The organism is Lentzea waywayandensis (assembly GCF_900115955.1).
In the GTDB taxonomy this organism is placed as follows: Bacteria; Actinomycetota; Actinomycetes; order Mycobacteriales; family Pseudonocardiaceae; genus Lentzea; species Lentzea waywayandensis.
Window position 1 is genome coordinate 795,623 of the sequence record NZ_FOYL01000001.1, and the last position, 23,313, is coordinate 818,935.

General features: G+C 70.7%; 1 protein-coding gene (running past one end of the window). It reads right to left on the reverse strand.

Going from position 1 to position 23,313, the window contains the following annotated elements; all coding sequences use genetic code 11:
* Window positions 1–23,313, reverse strand: the 3' portion of a protein-coding gene (locus BM417_RS48980; protein ID WP_245821662.1) for a type I polyketide synthase. It continues 3,927 nt past the right edge of the window; 23,313 of the gene's 27,240 nt are visible here — the last part of the coding sequence; the start codon falls outside the window, past its right edge — the gene reads right to left on this strand; the stop codon is at window positions 1–3.

Consider the following 23,313-nt stretch of genomic DNA (forward strand, 5'->3'; position numbering starts at 1 on the left):
CTAGTCCATGGCGTCCCCGATCGCCAGACGCAGGAGGGCTTCGCCGTCCATGTCGTCGATCGATTCCGCCTCGGCTGCTAGCACAACATCTCCGGCGCTGTTGTTTTCCCCACTGTCCTGAGCAAGTTGGAGCACCAGGTCCAGCAGCCCGGCCTGCCGCAGACGGCTGATCGGGATCGCCGCGAGCACGTCGCGGATCGGCGCGTCGGGGTCGTGGGCGATGCTCGCGGCCTCCCCGAGCAGCTCCGTGCGGATGAACTGGGCCAGCGCGGCGGGGGTCGGGTAGTCGAACACCAGCGTCGCGGGCAGCGCCACGCCGGTGACCGCCTTGAGCCGGTTGCGCAGATCGACCGCGGTCACCGAGTCGAAGCCGACGTCGCGGAACGCCCTGGTCGGCCCGAACGCCTCCGCGCCGTCGAAGCCCAGTGTTGCCGCGGCTTCCGTGCGGACGAGGTCGAGCAGTGTGCGTGCGCGTTCCGCCTCGGGCAACGCCAGGAGCCGTTCCTTGAGCCCTGAGTCCGTCGTTTCGGGCTCTTCCAGGGCTTCCCGGACTGTCGGGATGCCCATCAGCAACGGGCTCGGCCTCGAGGCCGTGAAGCTCGGCGCGAACTTCTCCCAGTCCATGTTGGTGATCGTCAGCGAGGTGTGGCCGTCCTCGACCGCCTGCTGCAGCGCGGTGATCGCGAGGTCGGGTTTCATCGTGTGCACGCCGCGTCGGCGCAGCTGTTCGGCGCCTTCCTCGTTCTCCGACGCCATTCCGGAGTCCGCCCAGGCACCCCACGCGATCGACGTGGCCTTGAGGCCCTGGGAGGCCCGGAAGTGCGCGAGGCCGTCGAGGTAGGCGTTCGAGGCGGCGTACGCGGGTTGCGCGCCACTGCCCCAGCTCGCCGCACCGGACGAGAACAGGATGAACGCGTCCAGATCACCTGTCAGCTCGTGCAGCAGCCAGGCCGACGTCATCTTGGCCTTGAGCAAGCGATCCAGCTGGTCGATGCCCAGCGCGCCGGTGGTGGCGTTGCCTTCGACGATGCCGGCCGCGTGCACCACGGCTCGCAGGTCGGGCACCGTGTCGATCACCGACTTCAGGCTCTGCCGATCCGACGCGTCGCAGGCCGCGATGGTGACGCGCGCTCCCAACGCTTCCAGCTCTTCACGCAGCTCTGCCGCTCCTGGCGCCTGATCACCGCGCCGACTGGTGAGCAGCACGTGCTCGGCGCCGCGTCCGGCGACCCAGCGGGCGACGTGACCGCCCAGCGCGCCGGTGCCGCCGGTGATCAGCACCGTGCCGCGCGGGGTCCATTCCGTGGACTTGGGCGCGCGCTGGGCCGGGACGAGCCTGCGGCCGTGCACACCGGTGTCGCGGACCGCGAGCTGGTCCTCGCCCCCGCCGTTGGTGATGGCGGCGACCAGGCCCTGTTCGATCTGGCCGTCGATGGTCCCCGGCAGGTCGACCAGGCCACCCCAGTGGCGCGGCAGGTCGAGCGCCGCGACCCTGCCGAGGCCCCACAACGCCACCTGCTCGGGGTGGTGCACGGGATCGTTCGCGCCGGTCGAGATCGCCTGCTTCGTGACCGCCCAGAACGGCGCGGTGCTGCCGGCATCGCCGAGTGCCTGCAGGAGCAGGACGTTCAGCGCGAGACCGAGCGGCGTCGCGGTGAACTCCTGATGCGGCGTGTTCTCCGTGCCGAGCAACGAGATCACGCCGACGGGTTCGATGCCGATCAGTTCGGTGGCGAGCAGCGCGCGTTCGGCGTTGGCGCGGACCGTGATCCGCACGAGGTCGTTGCCGAACGTCCGCAGCACCGCCTCGGTCCACTCGTCGACGTGCTCGGGAACGGCCGCGAGCCAGGTGCCGTTGATGCCGGTGGCCTGGACGCCGCGCAGGAGCTGCCACGAGTCGCGATAACGCCAACCGTCCACAGTGGACTGAATCTGCTGCTTCGCGCGCCATTCCCTGAGCGCGGGCAGGACGTTCTCCGCGTCGACGCCGAGAGCGCCGGTGAGCTCACCGTTCTCGACGAGCTGCCAGAACGCGCTGTCCTCGGCGTTGACGACCTTGGCGCCGGCCTTGGGCCAGAACCTGCTGCGGCTGAACGGATACGTCGGCAGGTCGATCCTGCGGCCCTCGCACTTCCACCGCACGTCGAGGCCCGCGACCCACGCCTCCGCGAGCGAGGTGGTGAACCGGTGGCCGCCTCCCTGGTCGCGGCGCAGCGAACCGACCGTCACGAGTTCCGTGCCGTCCGCCTCGGCCGTGGCCTGCGCGGACATCGTCAGCACCGGATGCGGGCTCGCCTCGACGAACACGCGGTAGCCGTCCTCGATCAGCTTCCTGGTGACCGCGACGAACTCGATGGGGCGCCGCGCGTTCTCGTACCAGTAGCCGGCGTCCAAAGTCGCGGTGTCGACGCGGTCGGCCTTGACCGTCGAGTAGAACGCGATGCCGGTCGAGCGCGGCGTGATCGTGCCGAGAAGGTTCATCAGCTTCTCGCGCAACGGTTCGACCTGCGGGCCGTGCGACGCGACCGTGGACGCGACCACCCGTGCGCGAATCTCCCTGGCCTGGCACAGTTCCACGAACTCGGTGAGCTCCCGCAGGGCTCCGGCGACCGTGCAGGCGTTGGGGCTGTTGATGCCCGCGATGGACAGCACCGGCCACTGCTCGATGAGCTTGCGCGCTTCCTCGACCGGCAACGCGACACTCGCCACCGCGCCGTTTCCGACGAGCTCGTCCGCGAACAGCTGCGACCGCAGGACGACGATCTTGGCCGCTTCGTCGAGGCTGAGCGCCCCGGCGACGTAGGCGGCGGCGATCTCACCCTGCGAGTGGCCGACGACCGCGGCGGGTTCGACACCGTTCGCCCGCCACGTCTGGGCCAGCGACACCATGATCGCGAACAACGTCGGTTGCAGCACCTCGATGCGTTCGAGGAGTGCGGCCTCGCCGCGCAGCACGTCGATCACCGACCAGCCGACGAGCCTGCCGATCGCCGCGTCGCACTCGTTGATCCAGTGCGCGAACGTCTCGTCCTCGTCCAGCAGGTCGACCGCCATGCCGTGCCACTGGCTGCCCTGGCCGGGGAAGATGAACACCGGCGCACTCTCCTGCGCGATGCCTTGGACCACTTCGTCCCCGATGAGCACCGCACGGTGGTCGAACACCGACCTGGTCGTCAGCAACGAGAACGCGAGATCGTGCGCATCGCCCTCCAGTGCGCGCACCTGCTCGATGCGCGCTTTCAACGAGGCCGGCGACTTCGCCGACACGACCAGCGGCACCGCGCCGACCTGCTGAACGAACTCCGGCCGACTGGCCTGACCTGGGGCTTCTTCGAGGATCATGTGGGCGTTCGTGCCCGAGATGCCGAACGCGGAGACGCCCGCGCGGCGCGGGTGGCCGTTGGTCTCCCAGCCACGGGCCTCAGTGAGCAGCTCGACCGTGCCGTCGGACCAGTCGACGTGCGAGGACGGCGCGGCGACGTGCAGCGTCTGCGGCAACAGGTTGTGGCGCAGCGCGAGCACCATCTTGATCACGCCCGCGACGCCCGCCGCCGCCTGCGTGTGGCCGATGTTCGACTTCACCGAACCCAGCCACAGCGGCGACGACCGGTCCGCGCCGTAGGTGTTGATCAGAGCCTGGGCCTCGATCGGGTCACCCAGGGCCGTACCGGTGCCGTGCGCCTCGACGACGTCGACATCGCCCACGGACAGACCGGCGTTCGCGAGAGCAGCACGAATCACGCGCTGCTGTGAGGGGCCGTTGGGTGCGGTCAGGCCGTTGGACGCGCCGTCCTGGTTGACCGCCGAGCCGCGGATCACCGCGAGCACCTGATGCCCGTTGCGCACCGCGTCGGACAGCCGCTCCATCACGACCATGCCGACACCCTCGGACCAACCGGCGCCGTCGGCGTCGTCGGAGAACGCCTTCGACCTGCCGTTCGCCGCGAGAGCACCCTGCCGGGTCAGCTCGGCGAAGGCGAACGGCGTGGTCATGATCGTGGCGCCGCCGGACACGGCCAGCGAACACTCACCGCCGCGCAGTGCCTGCACCGCGAGATGCATCGCAACGAGAGAGGCGGAACATGCCGTGTCGACGGTGACGGCCGGCCCCTCGAAACCGAACGTGTAGGACAGGCGACCCGAGATCACCGACGCCGCGAGACCCGTGGCCGCGTGACCCTCGGTGTCCTCGGCCGACGACGTCAGCAGCGTCGCGTAGTCCTGGCCGTTCGTGCCGACGAAGACACCGGTCTGCGACCCCCGCAACGACAGCGGATCGACGCCGACCCGCTCCAGCGCCTCCCACGTGGTCTCCAGCAGGAACCGCTGCTGCGGATCCATCGCCATCGCCTCACGCGGCGAGATCCCGAAGAACGCCGGGTCGAAGTCCGCTGTCCCGGCGAGGAAACCGGCCTCGCGCGTCACCGACGTCGACAGCACCGATTCGACGTCCCAGTCGCGGTCGACCGGGAACGCGCCCATGCCGTCCCGTCCGTCGACCAGCAGCTGCCACAGCTGTTCCGGCGTGGTGACGTCACCGGGGAAGCGGCAGGCCATGCCGACGATCGCGATCGGTTCGTCGTTACGCGCAACGACGTTCTCCGCCGATTCGGCTTCTCCCCCGCGCAGGTGGTCGGCGAGGCGGCGCGGCGTCGGGTAGTCGTAGACGAGCGACGCGGGCAACGTCCGCCCGGTCGCCGCCGACAGCTGGTTGCGCAGCTCGACCGCGGTCAGCGAGTCGAACCCGAGGTCGCGGAACTCCTTGTCCACGCCCACCGCGTGCGGCCCGGCGTAGCCGAGCACCGCCGCGACGGCCGTCCGGACGACCTCCAGCACGTCACCACTGACCTCGATCTTCTTGCGTGCCTTGGGCTTCTTCTCCGGCAGGATCGCGATGGCGACGGTCGGCGCGTCCTCCGCGACCGCCCGCCACATCGACTCCACGGCCAGGTCAGGCCGCATCGTGATCGCGCTCAGGTCCGCGCCGACACCGTCCGCCATCCCGGAACCGGCCCACGCGCCCCACGCGATCGACGTCGCCGCGAGGCCCTGCGCGCGCCGGTCCCGCGCGATGGCGTCGAGCACGGCGTTGGCGGCCGCGTAGTTGGCCTGACCGGGGTTGCCGAGAGCGCCCGCGACCGACGAGAACAGCACGAACGCGTCCAGTTCCCGATCGCGCGTCAGTTCGTCGAGCACCAGGGCCGAGGCGACCTTCGACCGGAACACGTCCGCGAACCGTTCCGGCGCAAGGCCTTCCAGCACGCCGTCGCTCAGCACGCCGGCCGTGTGCACGATGGCGTTCGGTGAGTACGTGTTCAGCAGGCCGGCAACGGCCGCACGGTCCGCGACATCGCACGCCACGACTTCCGCGCCCAGTTCTTCCTGGAGCTGGGCGGCTCCCGGCGCGTCCAGGCCTCGTCGGCTGACCAGCACGATCTTCTCGACGCCGCGCTGCTTGAGGTCACGGGCGACGTGCGTGCCGAGCGCGCCCGTGCCACCGGTGACGATGACAGTGCCGTGCGGCTCCCACATCGCGTCGGTGGGCTGCGCCGCGTCGTAACGCCTCGCGAACACGCCCTCGGCCCGGATCTCGATCTCGGTCTCGTCGCCGGCGAGCACCGCTGCCAGCTCGGTGATGTCACCGGTGACGTCGACCAGACCGCCCCACTGCGTCGGCAGTTCCAGCGCGGCGACCCGCCCGAGGCCCCAGACCGCGCTCTGCGTCGCGCTGGTCGCGGCACCTCGCGTGACTGCCCACACCGGGGCGCTCACACCCTTGCGCGCCAACGACTGGATCAGCTCCATCGTCGCGATCACGCCGCGCGGCACGCCGTTCTCGTCCGCCTCACCGTCCAACGCGAGCAGCGACACGATCCCGTCGAACGGCGTGTCCGGCACCTCCTGCACCACGATGCCGTTGACGGCCGCCGCGACCTCGCGGGCGAAGTCGTCCTCGGCGCCGAGCACCAGCCACGTCCCGGAGATCGAGCCACGCGCGGTGATCCGCTCCCACGACTCGCGGTGCCGCCAGGAGTCCACAGTGGACTTGGCTCGGTCGACCGGCGCGGCGTCGAGCACAGTCGGCCAGTAGCGCTCGTGCTGGAACGCGTACGTCGGCAGGTCGATCCGCCGCGCTCCCGTGCCCTCGAACAGCGCGCTCCAGTTCACGGTCGCGCCGCTGACGTGCAGGCGGGCGAGCCCGGCGACGAACGCCTGCTCCTCACCGCGATCCCTGCGCAGCAACGGAATGCCGCTGACCATCGCCGACAGCACGCCGTCCGGCCCGATCTCCAGGAACGTGCTGCCGTCGAGCGCGCGCACCGTGTCGTGGAAGCGCACGGTCTCCCGCACGTGCCGCACCCAGTACTCGGATTGTTGAACAATCCCACCAGCCAACAACGGGATCGTCGGATTGTTGAACGAAATCCCGGCGATGGCCGCGCGGAAGTCGTCCAGCATGGGCTCCATCAGCGGCGAGTGGAACGCGTGGCTGACCTGCAACTGCTTGACCTTGCGCGGCCCAGATCCAGACGCGGATCCGGACGTAGGATCGTTGAGTTGTTCAACAATCCTACGTGCCTCTTGTTCCACACCCGCGATCACCACGGCGTTCGGACCGTTGACCGCGGCGATGGACACGCCCTCGGTGAGGAGCGGGGTGATCTCCTCCTCGCCGGCCTCGATCGCGAACATCGCGCCACCGGTCGGCAGCGCCTGCATGAGCGAAGCGCGTGCGGAGATCAGCGTGCACGCGTCCTCGAGGCTGAACACGCCGGCGACGTGCGCGGCCGCGATCTCGCCGATCGAGTGGCCCGCGAGCCGGTCGGCCTTGATGCCGAACGACTCCGCGAACCGGTACAGCGCCACTTCCAGCGCGAAGATCGCGGGTTGGGCGTTGCCGGTCTGGTTCAGCGCGTCCGCGTCCTCGCCCCACATGACCGACCGCAGCGCGGGGTCGAGGTGCACGAGCACGGCGTCGAAGGCGTCCGCGAACACCGGGAACCGCTCGTACAGGTCCCGGCCCATGCCGAGCCGCTGCGACCCCTGCCCCGTGAACAGCAGCGCCAGATCGCGTTCACCCGCCTCTCCCCTGGCGATCTCCACGCCGTCCACCAGCACCACCCGGTGCTCGAACGCACTGCGCGACACCGCCAGCGAATAGGCCAGGTCGAGCCGCGAGGCGTCGACCGAGCCGAGGCCAGCGAGCTGATCGGCCAGCGCCTCCTCGGACCGGCCCGACACGACGAGCGGCACCACCGAGGCGGTCGCCGTGACCTCGGGAACCGCGGCCGCGAACTCCGGCGCCTCCTCGATGATCACGTGCGCGTTCGTGCCGGAGACACCGAACGACGAGACGCCGGCGCGGCGCGGGTGGCCGTTCGCGGGCCAGTCCCGGCGCTCGGTGAGCAGTTCGACGTTGCCGGTCTGCCATTCCACGTTGGACGACGGCGCGTCGACGTGCAGCGTCCGCGGCAGCACTCCGTTGCGCAGCGCCATGATCATCTTGATCACACCGGCGACACCGCCGGCGGACTGCGGGTGGCCGAGGTTCGACTTGATGGAGCCGAGCAGCAGCGGGGTCTCCCGGTTCTGCCCGTACGTCGCGAGCACGGCCTGAGCCTCGATCGGGTCACCCAGGGTCGTGCCCGTGCCGTGCGCCTCGACGGCGTCCACTTCGGACGGTGTCAGCCCGGCGTTCGCCAGCGCCTGTCGGATCACGCGCTGCTGCGACGGGCCGTTCGGCGCGGTCAGGCCGTTCGAGGCGCCGTCCTGGTTGACCGCCGAACCGCGCAGCACGGCGAGCACCTCGTGACCGTGGCGGCGAGCGTCCGACAGGCGTTCCAGCAGAACCACACCGGCGCCTTCGGACCAGCCGGTGCCGTCGGCGGACTCCGCGAACGCCTTGCAGCGACCGTCTGGCGCGAGTCCGCCGGCCGCGGTGAACGCGGAGTAGGCGTTCGGCGTGGTCATCACCGCGACGCCACCGGCCAGTGCCAGGTCGCACTCACCGTTGCGCAGGGCCTGTGCGGCCCAGTGCATCGCGACCAGGGACGACGAGCAGGCCGTGTCGATCGTGACGGCCGGGCCTTCGAGTCCGAGCAGGTAGGAGATGCGGCCGGACAGCACAGAGGCGGAGAACGCCGTCGTCGCGTACGGGCCGGTCTCCTCCAGCGACCGGTTGAGCAGCGACTCGTAGTCCTGGCCGGTGGTGCCGACGAACACGCCGGTCAGGCTGCCCTTCAACGACGTCGGGTCGATGCCCGCGCGTTCCAGCGCCTCCCACGAGGTCTCCAGGAGCAGACGCTGCTGCGGGTCCATCACGACGGCCTCGCGCGGCGAGATGCCGAAGAAGCCCGCGTCGAAGTCGGCGACGGCGTCGAGGAACCCGCCCTCGAACGTCGAACTGGCGAGCCGTGCCAGGTCCCAGCCGCGATCGGCCGGGAACCGCGAGATCACGTCCCGTCCCTCGAAGACCAGGTCCCACAACGACTCCGGCGTCGTCACGCCGCCGGGGTACCGGCAGCCGATGCCAACGATCGCGATCGGGTCGTCGGTGGCGATCGTGGCCGCGCGGACCTCGATCTGTTGTGCGCCGCCGAACAGCTCGTCGCGCAGGTGCTGCGACAGCGTCGTCGCGGTCGGGTAGTCGAAGACGAGCGTCGCGGGCAGTGCGAGTCCAGTCGCGGTCTTCAACCGGTTGCGCATCTCGACCGCGGTGACCGAGTCGAACCCGAGTTCGCGGAACGCGCGGGCCACCGGAACCTGGTCGCTTTCCTGGTAGCCCAACGTCTTGGCGGCTTCGGCGCGCACGAGGTCAAGCAGTGCGCGGTCGCGTTCGGCCTCGGTCAACCGGGCGAGGCGCTGCTTGAGCTCCGACTCCTCGACGACCTCGTCGGCCAGCGCCGCGCGCACCTCGGCGATGCCGCTGAGCAACGGGCTCGGGCGTTCGGCGGTGAAGCTCGGCGCGAACTTCGCCCAGTCGATGTTGGTGACGGTGAGCTGGGTCTGGTCGTCGGCGACGGCCTGGCGCAGCACCTTCATCGCGAGCTCCGGCGGCATCGCGCCAATGCCGATCCGTTGCAGCGCCTCGTACATGCCGTGATCGGCGGCCATGCCGGCGTCCGCCCACGCGCCCCACGCGATCGACGTCGCCTGCAGACCCTGCGAGCGGCGCAGGTGAGCGAGGCCGTCCAGGTAGGCGTTGGCCGCGCCATACGCGGGCTGGCCGCCGCTGCCCCAGCTCGCCGCACCCGACGAGAACAGGATGAAACGGGCCTGTGGCGCGAGTTCGTGCAGTTGACGGGCCGCGGTGATCTTCGTGTCGAGCAGCGCGGTGACGTCCTCGTACCGGATCTCGTCGATCGGGGCGTCGCCGGTGCCGATGCCCGCCGCGTGCACGACCGTCGTGAGGTCGTCGATGCTCGCGAGCAGGGCTGCCAGGGCGTCCCGGTCCGCCGCGTCGCAGGCCGCGATCGTGACGCGGGTGGTCGTTTCGAGCTCCGCCTTGAGTTCTGCCGCGCCGGGCGCGTCCAGGCCGCGGCGGCTGGTGAGCACCAGGTGCTCGGCTCCTGCCTCGGCCATCCAGCGGGCGACGTGCCCGCCGAGCGCGCCCGTGCCGCCGGTGATCAGCACCGTTCCCGACGCCTGGAAGTCCGGGCTGTGGTGGGCGTTCGCGCGGACGAGACGGCGGGCGAACACGCCGTTGTCGCGGATCGCGACCTGGTCCTCCGTACCGGTCAACGCGGCCGCGAACCGTTGTGCGGCCTTGTCGTCCAGCGTCGCGGGCAGGTCGATCAGGCCGCCCCAGCGGCGGGGCAGGTCGAGCGCGGCGACGCGGCCGAGGCCCCAGAGCGCGGTCTGCGCCGGGTCGACCTCCTCGCCACCGACCGCGACGGCGTTGCGGGTGACGGCCCAGATCGGCGCGCTGACACCGGCTTCCGCCAGTGCCTGTACCAGCGTGATCGTCGCCTGCAGGCCGGTCATCGCGATGACGCCGTCGATCGTCTCGGGCAGGCGTGCGATGAGGTCCGCGCGGGTGATCTGCTCGTCGACGTCGAGGTGAACGGCGCCGAGCGCGTCGATCACGTCCTGAGCGGCCGTGCCGGACGTGACGACCAGCCAGGAGCCGGCCGGGGTTCCGCCGACGGTGACCGGGGTCCACTGGTCGCGGTACCGCCAGGTGTCCATTGTGGATTCGGACTTGCGGCGGTTGCGCCACTGCGCGAGCGTGTCCGCGACGCCCTGTCCGACGCCCATCTCCTCCAGGCCGCCGTTGTCGACGAGCTCCCAGAACTCGGCGTCGACCGGGTCGGAGGTGTCCTTGACGAGCGGCTCGGGCCAGAACCTCTGGTGGTCGAACGGATACGTCGGCAGTGCGATGGCCCGGCCGCCGGGGTACTGCCACCGGACGTCGAGGCCCGCGACCCACGCCTCGGCGAGCGAGGTGGTGAACCGGTGGCTGCCGCCCTGGTCGCGGCGCAGCGAGCCGATCGCGACGATCTCGGTGCCGATCGCCTCCGCGGTCTGCTGCGCGGGCAGCATCAGCACGGGGTGCGCGCTCGACTCGATCAGCACGCGGTGGCCGTCCGCGACGAGTTGCTCGACCACCTTCGCGAAGCTGACGGGCTTCCGGGCGTTCTGGAACCAGTACTCGGCGTCGAGGGTCGTGGTGTCGATGCGCCCGGCCGTGACGGTCGAGTAGAACGGCACGGTTCCGGGCTGCGGCGTGATGTCCGCGAACAGCTCCAGGATCCGGTCGCGGAGGCGGTCGACCTGCGCGCAGTGCGAGGCGACCGTCGAGCCGATCACGCGGGCGCGGATGTCCTGGGCGACACAGCTTTCCACGAACTTCTCGAGCGCGGGGACGGCACCGGCGACCGTGCAGGCGTGCGGGCTGTTGACGCCCGCGATCGCCAGCTCCGGCGGCAACAGCTTCTCGACTTCCGGCGCGGGCAACGCGATGCTCGCGACGGCACCGTTGCCGACGAGTTCGTCCGCGAACAGCTGCGACCGCTTGACCACGATCTGCGCGGCCTGGTCGAGGGTGAGCGCTCCCGCGATGTAGGCGGCGGCGATCTCACCCTGCGAGTGGCCGACGACCGCGGCGGGCTCGACGCCGTTCGCGCGCCACGTCTGGGCGAGCGAGATCATGATCGCGAACAGGGCGGGCTGCAGGACCTCGATGCGGTCCAGGAGTGCGGCCTCGCCGCGCAGCACGTCGATGACCGACCAGCCGACGTGTCCGGCGATCGCCCGGTCGGCCTCGGCCATCCACCGCGCGAACGTCTCGTCCTCGTCGAGCAGCGCGACCGCCATGCCGTGCCACTGGCTGCCCTGGCCGGGGAACACGAACACCGGCCCCGGCCCGGCGTCTGCCACCGCACCCTCGACGACCTCGTCGCCGACGATCACCGCGCGCTGGTCGAACCTGCTGCGCGCGGCCAGCGAGAACCCGACGTCGACCGGGTCGGCCTCGACCGCCCGAATCCGTTCGACCTGCGCCCGCAGCGAACCCGCCGACTTCGCCGAGACGGCGAGCGGTACGGCGCCGCCCTGCTGAGTCGATGCCGGTCGGGCGGCTGCCTGGGGCGGCGCTTCCAAGATCACGTGGGCGTTCGTGCCGCTGATGCCGAACGACGACACACCGCCGCGACGAGGCCGGTCCACCTCGGGCCAGTCGCGGGACGAGGTGAGCAGTTCCACGGCGCCCGCGTCCCACTCGATGTGCGACGACGGCGCGGACACGTGCAGCGTCTGCGGCAGCACGCCGTGGCGCAGCGCCATGATCATCTTGATGACGCCGGCGACACCGGCCGCCGACTGGGTGTGGCCGATGTTCGACTTGATCGAGCCCAGGTAGAGGGGTTCGGCGCGGTCCTGCCCGTAAACGGCGAGCAGCGCCTGAGCCTCGATCGGGTCGCCCAGGGAGGTGCCCGTGCCGTGCGCTTCGACGGCGTCGACATCTAGCGGGGTCAAGCCGGCGGACGTGAGCGCCGCGCGGATCACCCGCTGCTGCGACGGGCCGTTCGGCGCGGTCAGGCCGTTGGACGCGCCGTCCTGGTTGACGGCGGTGCCCTTCAGGACCGCGAGGACGTTGTGGCCGTTTCGCAGGGCGTCCGACTGGCGTTCCAGCACGAGCAGGCCGACGCCCTCGGAGAACCCGGTGCCGTCCGCGCCCTCCGAGAACGCCTTGCACCGCCCGTCCGACGAGACGCCGCGCTGCCGGGAGATCTCGATGAACGTCGCCGGCGTCGACATCACCGCGACACCACCGGCGAGAGCCAGCGACGACTCCCCCGTCCGCAGCGACTGCGCCGCGAGATGCATTGCGACCAAAGAGGAAGAGCAGGCCGTGTCGATCGTGACGGCCGGGCCTTCCAGACCGAGCACATAGGACACTCGGCCGGACGCGACCGACGGCGACGAGCCGGTGCCGTGGTGGCCCTCGAACTCACCGCCGAGCAGCTGCGCGTAGTCGTTGTACATGACGCCCGCGAACACGCCGGTGTCGCTGCCGCGCAACGAGACCGGGTCGATCCCGGCACGTTCGAACGCCTCCCACGCGGTCTCCAGCAGCAGGCGCTGCTGCGAGTCCGTCGCGAGGGCCTCGCGCGGCGACATCCCGAAGAACGCCGGGTCGAACTCGCCCGCGTCGTGCAGGAAGCCGCCGAGACGTGTCGAGGAGGTGCCGATGTCGTTGCCGGAGAACAGGGTGTCAAGGTCCCAGCCGCGGTCGGACGGGAACTCGGAGATCGCGTCCGTGCCGTCCAGCACCAGCCGCCACAGGTCCTCGGGCGTGCTGACCCCGCCTGGGAAGCGGCAGGCCATGCCGACGACGACGATCGGGTCGTCGTCCGACACCGTCCGCGTGGTGACGACATCGCCGCCGTCCGCGCCGAACAGCTCGTCACGCAGGAACGTCGCGAGCACGTGAGCGGTCGGGTAGTCGAACACCAGGGTCGCGGGGAGCCGCAGTCCGGTGACGGCGGTGAGGCGGTTGCGCAGGTCGACTGCGGTCAGCGAGTCGAACCCGAGGTCGCGGAACGCCCGTGAGGCGTCGAAGTTCTCCAACGCCAGCACGGCGCCGACCTGCGCGCGGATCAGGTCGAGCAGCGCGTCGAGACGCTCGGCGTCGCCCAGCGGGCGCAGCTTCGCGGCCAGACCGGTCGCCGCGTCCGAACCGGCGACCGCGCGGCGGGCGCGAGTCCGGATCAGACCGCGCAGCAACGAGGGAACCTCGCCCTGCGCCCGCAGCGTCGCGAGGTCGAGGCGTGCGGGCAGCAGCACCGCTTCCCCGGTCGCGAGCGCCGCGTCGAACAACGCGGTGCCCTGCGCCGGCGTGATCGGCGGCATTCCGGCGCGCACCAGGCGTTCCCGGTCGGCGTCGGTCAGCGAACCGGTGAGCCCGACCGTCGCCTCCCACGTTCCCCAGGCCAGCGAGACGGCGTTGCCGCGATGCTCGGCTAGCGCGTCGAGGAACGCGTTGCTGGCCGCGTAGTTGCCCTGGCCCGCGCCGCCGAGAATGCCGGCGGCGGAGGAGAAGAACACGATCCTGGCGTCGGGCAACAACTCGTGCAGGTGCCACGCGGCATCGACCTTGGGCCGCAACACCGTGTCGAACTGCTCGGGCGTGAGCGACTCGATCACGCCGTCGTCCAGCACGCCCGCCGTGTGCACGACCGACTTGACCGTGTGCTTCTTCAGCAGCCGCTGCAGCGCCTTGCGGTCACTGACATCGCATTTGACGACCTTGACGGCCGCGTCGACCTCCCAGTCGGGCTTGCGACCGCTCCTGCTGGCCAGGATCAGCTCCGTGACGCCGTGCTCGGCGACGAGGTGCTGGGCGATCACGCCACCGAGCCCGCCGGCGCCGGTGATCAGCACCGGGCTCTCCCAGACGGTCTCCTGGGCCGCCACAGCGCGCTGAAGCCGGGGCGCGAAGAGCTGTCCCTGCCTGATGCGCACCTGCGGCTCGTCCGCGGCAAGCGCTTGCGGCAGAAGAGCTTCGTCGTCGATGTCGGCCAGCACGAACCGGCCGGGATGCTCGGTCTGCGCCGACCGCACCAGGCCCCACACGGCCTGCCCGGCCAGATCGCCTTCGCGGGTCACGAAAGCCAGGCGCTCGGTACGTTCGCCGGAGATCCACTCCTGGAGTTTGGCGAGCACTCGGGTCGTCAGTGTGCGCGTCGACTCGATGACGTTGCCGTCTCCTGCGACGTGCTCGATGACGAAGTTCTCGGCGGCCTCGGACGGCAGGGCCACGGACGTCCACTCGATGCGGAACAGCGAGTCGCGGTCGACCTCGTTGCGCGGCAACGCGACGGGCCGCACGACGAGCGACTCGACGGTCGCGACGGGCTGGCCGGTGGTGTCGGCGAGCGCGATCTCCATCGTGTCACCGCGGGAGCGCAACCGAACCCGCAGCTCCGTCGCTCCGGTGGCGTGCAGTGACACGCCTTCCCACGAGAACGGCAGCCCTGCGCCGTCCTTCGCGAGCAACGCGGCGTGCAGCGCGGAGTCCAGCAACGCCGGGTGCAGGCCGAAGCCAGCGGTCTCCTCGGACGTGGTGACCTCGGCGTACACATCGTCACCGGAACGCCACACCGCCCGCAGGCCCTGGAACGCGGGCCCGTACTCGAAGCCCATGTCCGCGAAGCGTTCGTAGGCTCCTTCGACGTCGACACTTTCGGCCTGAGGAGGCCATGCGGTCGCGTCGAAGTCGCTGGTAGCGCTGCCGGTCGACACCGTGCCGGACGCGTGCTGCGTCCACGGCGCGTCGTTCTCGGTGCGCGAGTAGATCGCGACCTGGCGGCGTCCACTGGCGTCCTCGGACTTCACCGCGACCTGTAGCTGCACGGATCCGTCGAGGACGAGCGGTGCGGAGATCGTGAGCTCGTCGAGTGTGTCGCAGCCGACCTCGTCACCGGCGCGGACCGCGAGCTCGACGAAAGCCGTGCCGGGCAACAGAACCGTGCCGCTGACTGCGTGATCCGCGAGCCACGGGTGCGAACGCGCCGACAGCCTCGACGTGAACAGCACATCCTCGCTGCCCGCGACGCTGACCGCCGCGCCGAGCAGCGGGTGTTCGCCGGGCCGTACCTGCCCGGACGGCCAGAACCGCCGCCGCTGGAACGCGTACGTGGGCAGGTCGATCAGCTTGCCACCGGGGAAGTCCCATCGAACGTCGAGGCCGTTGACGTGTGCCTGTGCGAGCGCGGTGAGCAGATGCGCGCCTTCGTTGCGCCGCAACGTTCCGAGCACCACTGCCTCGGTGTCGTGGTGCTCGACGGTCTGCTCGACGCCGAACGTCAGCACCGGGTGCGCGCTCGGCTCGACGAAGAACCGGAAGCCGTCGCGCAGCAACGCGCTGGTGGCGTTCTGGAACTCGACGGTCTGCCGCAGGTTCGTGAACCAGTAGCCGGCGTCCATGATCGCGGTGTCGATCGGTTCGCCGGTCACCGTGGAGTACAACGGAATCGTGCCGGTGCGCGGCTGCAGCTCCGCCAGATCCGCCAGCACCCGCTCGCGGATCGCCTCGACCTGCGGGGTGTGCGAGGCGTAGTCGACCGCGATCATGCGCGCCCGGATGCCCTGCGTCTCGCACTCCAGCACGATCTCCGCGAGTGCCTCGACCTCGCCCGCGACGACCGTCGCCCTCGGCCCGTTGACGGCCGCGACCGCGACCCGATCCTCGAACCGCGCGATCCGCGGCCGCACCTCGTCCACCGGCAACGGCACCGACAACATGCCGCCCTTGCGCGACAACGCCTCGTCCACGGCCTGCGAGCGCAGCGCGACCACACGAGCCGCGTCGTCGAGGGAGAGCGCCCCGGCGACCGCCGCCGCCGCGATCTCACCCTGCGAGTGCCCGACGACCGCCTGCGGCTCGACTCCGTGCGAACGCCACACCTCGGCCAGCGACACCATGACCGCCCACAGCACGGGCTGCACGACGTCTACCTGGTCCAGCGGCAGTTCGTCGCGGAGGACCTCGATCAACGACCAGGTCACGAACGGCCGCAGCGCCGCGTCGCACTCGGCGATCTTCTGTGCGAAGACCTCGTTGGTGGCGAGCAGTTCGCTGCCCATGCCGACCCACTGCGAACCCTGGCCGGGGAACACGAAGACGGTCTTGCCCGCGGTCTTGACCTGGCCGGTGACCACGTCCTCACCGATGACGACCGCGCGGTGCTCGAACGCCGTCCGGGCGGCCAGCGTGAACCCGACGTCGACCGGGTCGGCCTCGACCGCTCGGATCCGCTCGACCTGGGCTTCCAGCGCCTCCGCGGACTTCGCCGACACCAGCCACGGCACCGGACCGGTCTGGGGCGATCCGGACTGGGTTTCAGGAAGGCTCGGGGCCTCCAAGATCACGTGCGCGTTCGTGCCGGAGACGCCGAACGACGAGACACCGGCGCGGCGCGGGCGGGAGACCGAAGGCCACTCGCGCGTCGAGGTCAGCAGTTCGACGGCCCCGGCTTCCCAGTCGACGTGTGACGACGGCTCGGTGACGTGCAGGGTGCGCGGCAGCACGCCGTGGTGCAGTGCCTGCACCATCTTGATCACCGACGCGACACCGGCGGCGGCCTGCGAGTGGCCGATGTTCGACTTGATGGAGCCGAGCAACAGCGGTTCGGCGCGGTCCTGGCCGTAGACGGCGAGCAGGGCCTGGGCCTCGATCGGGTCGCCCAGCGGCGTTCCGGTGCCGTGCGCCTCGACGGCGTCGACATCGGTGACCGAGAGACCGGCGGATGCCAGGGCCGCGCGGATGACTCGTTGCTGCGACGGGCCGTTCGGTGCGGTGAGGCCGTTGGAGGCGCCGTCCTGGTTGACCGCGGATCCACGGACGACCGCAAGGATGCGGTGACCGTTGCGCAGCGCGTCGGACTGGCGTTCCAGCACGACCTGGCCGATGCCCTCGGCCCAGCCGACGCCGTCCGCGGAGTCGGAGAACGCCTTCGAGCGCCCGTCCTCGGAAACGCCGCGCTGCCGGGAGAACTCGATGAACGTCGACGGCGTGGACATCACGGTCACACCGCCGGCCAGCGCAAGCGAGCACTCCCCCGACCGCAGCGACTGGATCGCCCAGTGCATCGCGACCAGCGACGACGAACACGCCGTGTCGACCGTGACGGCAGGGCCCTCAAGCCCGAACACGTAGGACACGCGGCCCGAGGCGACGCTGCCCGCGCTGCCCTGGCCCTGGTGTCCTTCCATGTCGCCGCCACCGACGACGGACTGGTAGTCGTTGTACATCAGGCCGGTGAACACGCCGGTCGCGCTGCCCCGCAACGACGCCGGGTCGATTCCCGCGCGCTCCAGGGCTTCCCAGGCGGTCTCCAGCAGCAGGCGCTGCTGGGTGTCGGTCGCCAGCGCCTCCCGCGGCGACATGCCGAAGAACGACGGATCGAACTCGGCCGCGTCGTGCAGGAACCCGCCGGAGCGCGTGTAGGACGTGCCGATGTGGTCGGGATCCGGGTGGTACAGGCCTTCGAGGTCCCAGCCTCGATCGGACGGGAACCCGGTGACGGCGTCGACCTCGTCCATCACGAGCCGCCACAGCTCTTCCGGCGTCGTGACGCCGCCGGGATAGCGGCAGGCCATGCCGACGATCACGATCGGATCGTCCGAAGTGGACACCAACGCGGGCAGATCCGTTGTGGCGGCAACGGCTCCGAGCAGCTCGTCGCGCAGGTAGGACGCCAGCGCGCCGGACGTCGGGTAGTCGAAGATCAGCGTCGCGGGCAGGCGGATGCCGGTCGACGCGGTGAGGCGGTTGCGCAGTTCGACGGCGGTCAGCGAGTCGAAGCCGAGGTCGCGGAACCGCTGCGCGGGGTCGATCACCTGGGCGTTGACGTGCCCGAGAACCCCGGCGACCTCCACGCGGACGACGTCGAGCAGCGCTTCGAGCCGGTCGGCCTCGGAGAGCGCGGAAAGCCGCGAGACGAGCGTGACCGCGGTGTCCGAGCCGGCGACCGAACGCTTCGAGCGCGTCCGGACCAGGCCGCGCAGCACCGGCGCCACCTCGCCCTTGGCCCGCAGCACGGCGAGGTCGAGCCGGAACGGCGCCAGCGCTCCGCCGCCGTGCGCTACGGCCGTGTCGAACAGCTCGACGCCCTGCTGCACCGAGATCGGTGGCATGCCGGCGCGGCGCATGCGTTCGACGTCCACTTCGGACAGATGCCCGGCCATGCCGCCTTCCCAGGCGCCCCAGGCGAGGGAGACGGTGTTCGGCCGGTGTTCGGCGAGCGCGTCGAGGAACGCGTTGGCCGCGGCGTAGTTGCCCTGGCCCGCGCTGCCGAGCGTGCCGGCGACGGACGAGAACAGCACGAACCTGTCCAGGTCACCCGCCAGTTCGTGCAGGTTCCACGCGGCGTCGACCTTGGGCTTGAGCACGGTCGCGAGGCGCTCGGGCGTGAGCGACTCGATCACGCCGTCGTCCAGCACACCGGCGGCGTGCACGATCGACCGGACCGGGTGCTTCTTCAGCAGCTTCTGCACGGCTTTGCGGTCCGACACATCGCACTTCGCGACGGTGACGCGTGCGTCCAACTCGGCGACCCACGCGGGTTTCTCGCCGCGTCGGCTGACCAGCACCAGCTCCTCGACGCCCTGCGCGACAAGGTGTTTCGCGATGACGCCACCCAGTCCGCCGGTGCCGCCGGTGATCAGCACCGGTCCCTGCCAGGTGACCTCGCTCGAAACGCTGGCCGCCCGTGCGAGCCTGGTGGCCTTCACCACGCCATCGCGGATGATCAGCTCGGGCTCGTCGATGCCCGACGCCCGTGCGACGAGCTCACCGGAGTCGGTGTCGATGATGCCGAACCGGCCGGGGTGCTCGGTCTGTGCCGACCGCACCAGACCCCGCACCGCCGCTCCTGCCAGGCAGCCCTCGCCGGTGACGAACACGAGCTTCTCGGGCCGTTCGCCGGCGATCCACTCCTGCAACCGCGCCAGAGCCCGCGCCACGAGCGCGTGCGTGGCCTGGACGACCTCGCCTTCGGCGACGACGTGCTCCACCACGACGTTCGCGGCGGGTTCGGCGGGCAGGCCGACCTCGACCCAGTCCAGCTGGAACAGCGAGTCGCGATCGGTCGTGCTGAGCTGCTCGGCCGAGACGGCGCGCACCACCAGCGCGTCCACCGAGGCGACCGGTGCGCCGGTGGTGTCGGCGAGCGCGATGGCGAGGTTGCCGCCGTCGCGGGTCAGCTTCACGCGCAACGCCGTCGCACCCGTCGCGTGCAGTTGGACGCCCTCCCACGAGAACGGGAGCCCGGCGCCGTCGTCCACGAGCAGCGCGGCGTGCAGCGCGGAGTCCAGTAGCGCGGGGTGCAGCCCGAAGCCGCTCACCGACACGCCCTCGGGCAACGCGACCTCGGCGAACACGGTGTCGCCGCTCCGCCACGCCGCCCGCAGCCCCTGGAACGCGGGCCCGTACTCGAACCCGTTCTCCGCGAACCGCTCGTAGGCGTCCACGACGTCGATCGCCTCGGCGCGTGGCGGCCATTCACCGACCTCGGCGACGGTCCCGCCGGATCCGAGCACACCGGTGGCGTGCTCCGTCCACGGCTCGTCGACCGCGACCTCGGGGCGTGAGTAGACGGTGATCGACCGGCGGCCGTTCTCCTCGACGCCCACGATCAGCTGAACCTGGACGCCGCCGCTCTCCGGCAGCACCAGCGGCGCGGCGAGCGTGAGCTCCTCGACGCGATCCAGCCCGACCTCGTCGGCCGCCCGGACCGCCAGTTCGACCAGCGCGGCGCCCGGCACGAGCACCGTGCCGTGCACGGTGTGGTCGGCGAGCCACGACCGGCGCGACAGCCGCGCCGTGAACAGGTAGCCCGCGCCACCCGCGAGCTCAACCGCCGCACCGAGCAGCGGGTGCCCCACCGCGCCGAGCCCGGCCGACCTGACGTCGGACTTCGCGGTGTTCTCCGGCCAGTACGACTGGTGCTCGAACGCGTACGTCGGCACGTCGACCCGTCGACCGCCGGTGTACAGCTGTGCCCAATCAACGTTGATTCCGTCAACGTGTACATGACCGAGTGCAGTCAACATTGACTCAACATCAGACTTGACCCGCGTCAACGTCGGAATCAACCCGTCGACCATCGCCGTCAACTGCGCGTCCGGTCCGATCTCGACCAGCGTGACATCGCCCAGTTGCGTGACGTTGTCGTGGAAACGAACGGTGTCGCGGACGTGGTCGACCCAGTAGCCAACAGTCGTGACATCGCCGGAGGTCGACATTCCCACAACCGGCTCGTGGAACTGGATGCCGCTGATCGCCTCACGGAAATCGTCCAGCATCGGCTCCATGAGCGGCGAGTGGAACGCGTGGCTGACCTTCAGCCGCTTGTTCTTCCAGTTCTCCGCGAGTACCAGAACCTCTGCTTCCACGCCGGCGATGACCACGGACCGAGGCCCGTTGATGGCGGCAATGGCCACGCCCTCGGTCAGCTGAGCGCGCACTTCCTCCTCGGACGCGATCACCGACACCATCGCGCCACCGGCCGGCAACGCCTGCATGAGAGCGGCGCGCATCTGGACGAGCTTCGCCGCGTCTTCAAGGCTGAGCACTCCGGCGACGTGCGCGGCGGCGATCTCACCGATGGAATGCCCGGCGACCTGGCCCGGCTTCACACCGAACGACTCCAGCAGCCGGAACAGCGCCACCTCGACCGCGAAGATCGCAGGCTGCGCGTAGCCGGTCTGGTTCAGCGCCTCGGCGTCGTCGCCCCACATGACTTCACGGACGCCTTGGAGGTGCTCCAACACCTCGTCCAACGCACGCGCGAACGCCGGGAACGCCTCGTACAACTCGCGGCCCATGCCCAGCCGCTGCGAACCCTGCCCGGAGAAGACGAAAGCGAGCGGCTTCCCGGTCACCGCGCCCTGGGCGACGGCCTGCCCGCCGAGCACCACGGCCCGATGGTCGAAGGTCGTCTTCAGCGCGAGCGAGTACCCGATGTCCCGCGCGTCGCCTTCCAGCGTCAGCACTCGGCCGACCTGGGCGTCCAGCGAGGCCGCGGACTTCGCCGAAACCAGCCACGGCACTACGCCGTTCGGCGGAATCGATTCCGACTGCCTGGCCCCCAGGGGGCTTTCGACCCCCATCTCAATCATCTCAGGCGGGTCTGACAGTTCTGGCGCGCTCGGCGATTCCAAGATCACGTGCGCGTTCGTGCCCGAGACGCCGAACGACGAGATGCCTGCGCGGCGGGGACGAGCGGCTTCCGGCCACGACGTGGGCTCGGTGACCAGGGTGATGTCGCCGGCTTCCCAGTCCACGTGCGTGGAGGGCTCGGCCGCGTGCAGGGTCGCGGGGACGAGACCGTGGTGCATCGCGTGCACCATCTTGATCACGCCCGCGACGCCCGCGGCGGCCTGGGAGTGGCCGATGTTCGACTTGATGGAGCCGAGCAGCAGCGGCGACGGCCGGTCCTGGCCGTACGTGGCGAGGAGTGCCTGGGCTTCGATCGGGTCGCCCAGAGTCGTGCCGGTGCCATGGGCTTCGACCACGTCGACATCGGCGACCGACAGACCCGCGGAGGCCAGGGCCGAGCGGATCACGCGTTGCTGTGAGGGGCCGTTCGGGGCGGTCAGGCCGTTCGAGGCGCCGTCCTGGTTGATGGCCGAACCTCGCACGACGGCGAGGATGGTGTGGCCGTTGCGAATGGCGTCGGACTGGCGTTCCAGGACCAGGAGGCCGACGCCCTCGGACCAGCCCACTCCATCAGCGGTGTCGGAGAAGGACTTGCAGCGGCCGTCGGCGGACAGGCCGCGCTGACGGGAGAACTCGATGAACGTGGACGGGGTCGACATCACCGTCACGCCGCCCGCGAGGGCGAGGGTGCACTCGCCGTTGCGCAGGGCCTGCGAGGCCAGGTGCAGTGCCACCAAAGAGGACGAGCAGGCGGTGTCGACCGTGACGGCCGGGCCCTCGAAGCCGAAGGTGTAGGAGACGCGGCCGGACGCGAACGTTCCGGCGCTGCCCATGCTCTGGTAGCCCTCGAACTCGCTGCCGCTGATCACGACCGAGTAGTCCGTGTACATGACGCCCGCGAAGACACCGGTCGCGCTGCCTCGCAGGGAGACCGGGTCGATGCCGGCGCGTTCCAGGGATTCCCAGGCGGTTTCGAGCAGCAGGCGCTGCTGCGAGTCGGTCGCGAGGGCTTCGCGCGGGGACATGCCGAAGAACGCCGGGTCGAACAGCGGTGCGTCGTGCAGGAAGCCGCCCGAGCGGGTGTAGGAGGTGCCGATGTGGTCGGGATCCGGGTGGTAGAGCGCGTCGACGTCCCAGCCGCGGTTGGACGGCATGTCGGTGACGGCGTCGACGCCGTCGACCACGAGGCGCCACAGGTCTTCCGGCGACGACACGCCTCCGGGGTAGCGGCAGGCCATGCCGACGATGACGATCGGGTCGTCGGAGACCGCGGAACGGGCCTGCGCGACAGGAACGACCGCGTCCGAGCCGAAGAGCTCGTCGCGCAGGTAGGAGGCGAGCACACCGGCGTTCGGGTAGTCGAAGATCAGGGTCGCGGGCAGGCGCAGGCCCGTGACGGCGGTGAGCTGGTTGCGGAACTCGATGGCGGTGAGCGAGTCGAAGCCGAGTGACTGGAACGCGCGGCCGGGGTCGATCTCGTCCGTGCCCGCGTGGCCGAGGACGGTGGCGACCTGGCCGCGCACGAGGTCCAGCAACGCTTCCAGGCGCGCGGTGCCGTCGAGCGACGCCAGGCGGCCGGTGAGCGAGACGGCGGTGTCCGAGCCCGCGACGACACGGCGTGGGCGGGTCTTGATCAGACCGCGCAGCATCGGCGGAATGTCGCCGCGGCCACGCAGCACGGGCAGGTCGAGGCGCACGGGGACGGCGTTGCCGGCGGTGATGGCCGCGTCGAAGAGCTCGACGCCCTGCTCGACGGTGATCCCGGGGATTCCGGTGCGCGCCATGCGTTCCGCGTCGGCACCGGACAGCATGCCCGCGATCCACGGACCCCACGCGAGCGACGTGCCGGGCAGGCCGTTCGCGCGGCGGTGTTCCGTGAGACCGTCGAGGAACGCGTTGGCGCCGGCGTAGTTGCCCTGGCCCGCCGTGCCGATCGTGCCCGCGACCGAGGAGAACACGACGAACGCGTCGAGGTCCGTGGCCAGCTCGTGCAGGTGCCAGGCGGCGTCCACCTTGGCGCGCAGCACGGTGCCGACGCGGTCAGGCGTCAGGGACTCCACGGTGCCGTCGTCGAGGACGCCCGCGGTGTGCACGATCGCGCGAACCTCGTGGCGTGCCAGCAGATCGGCAACGGCGGTACGGTCGGA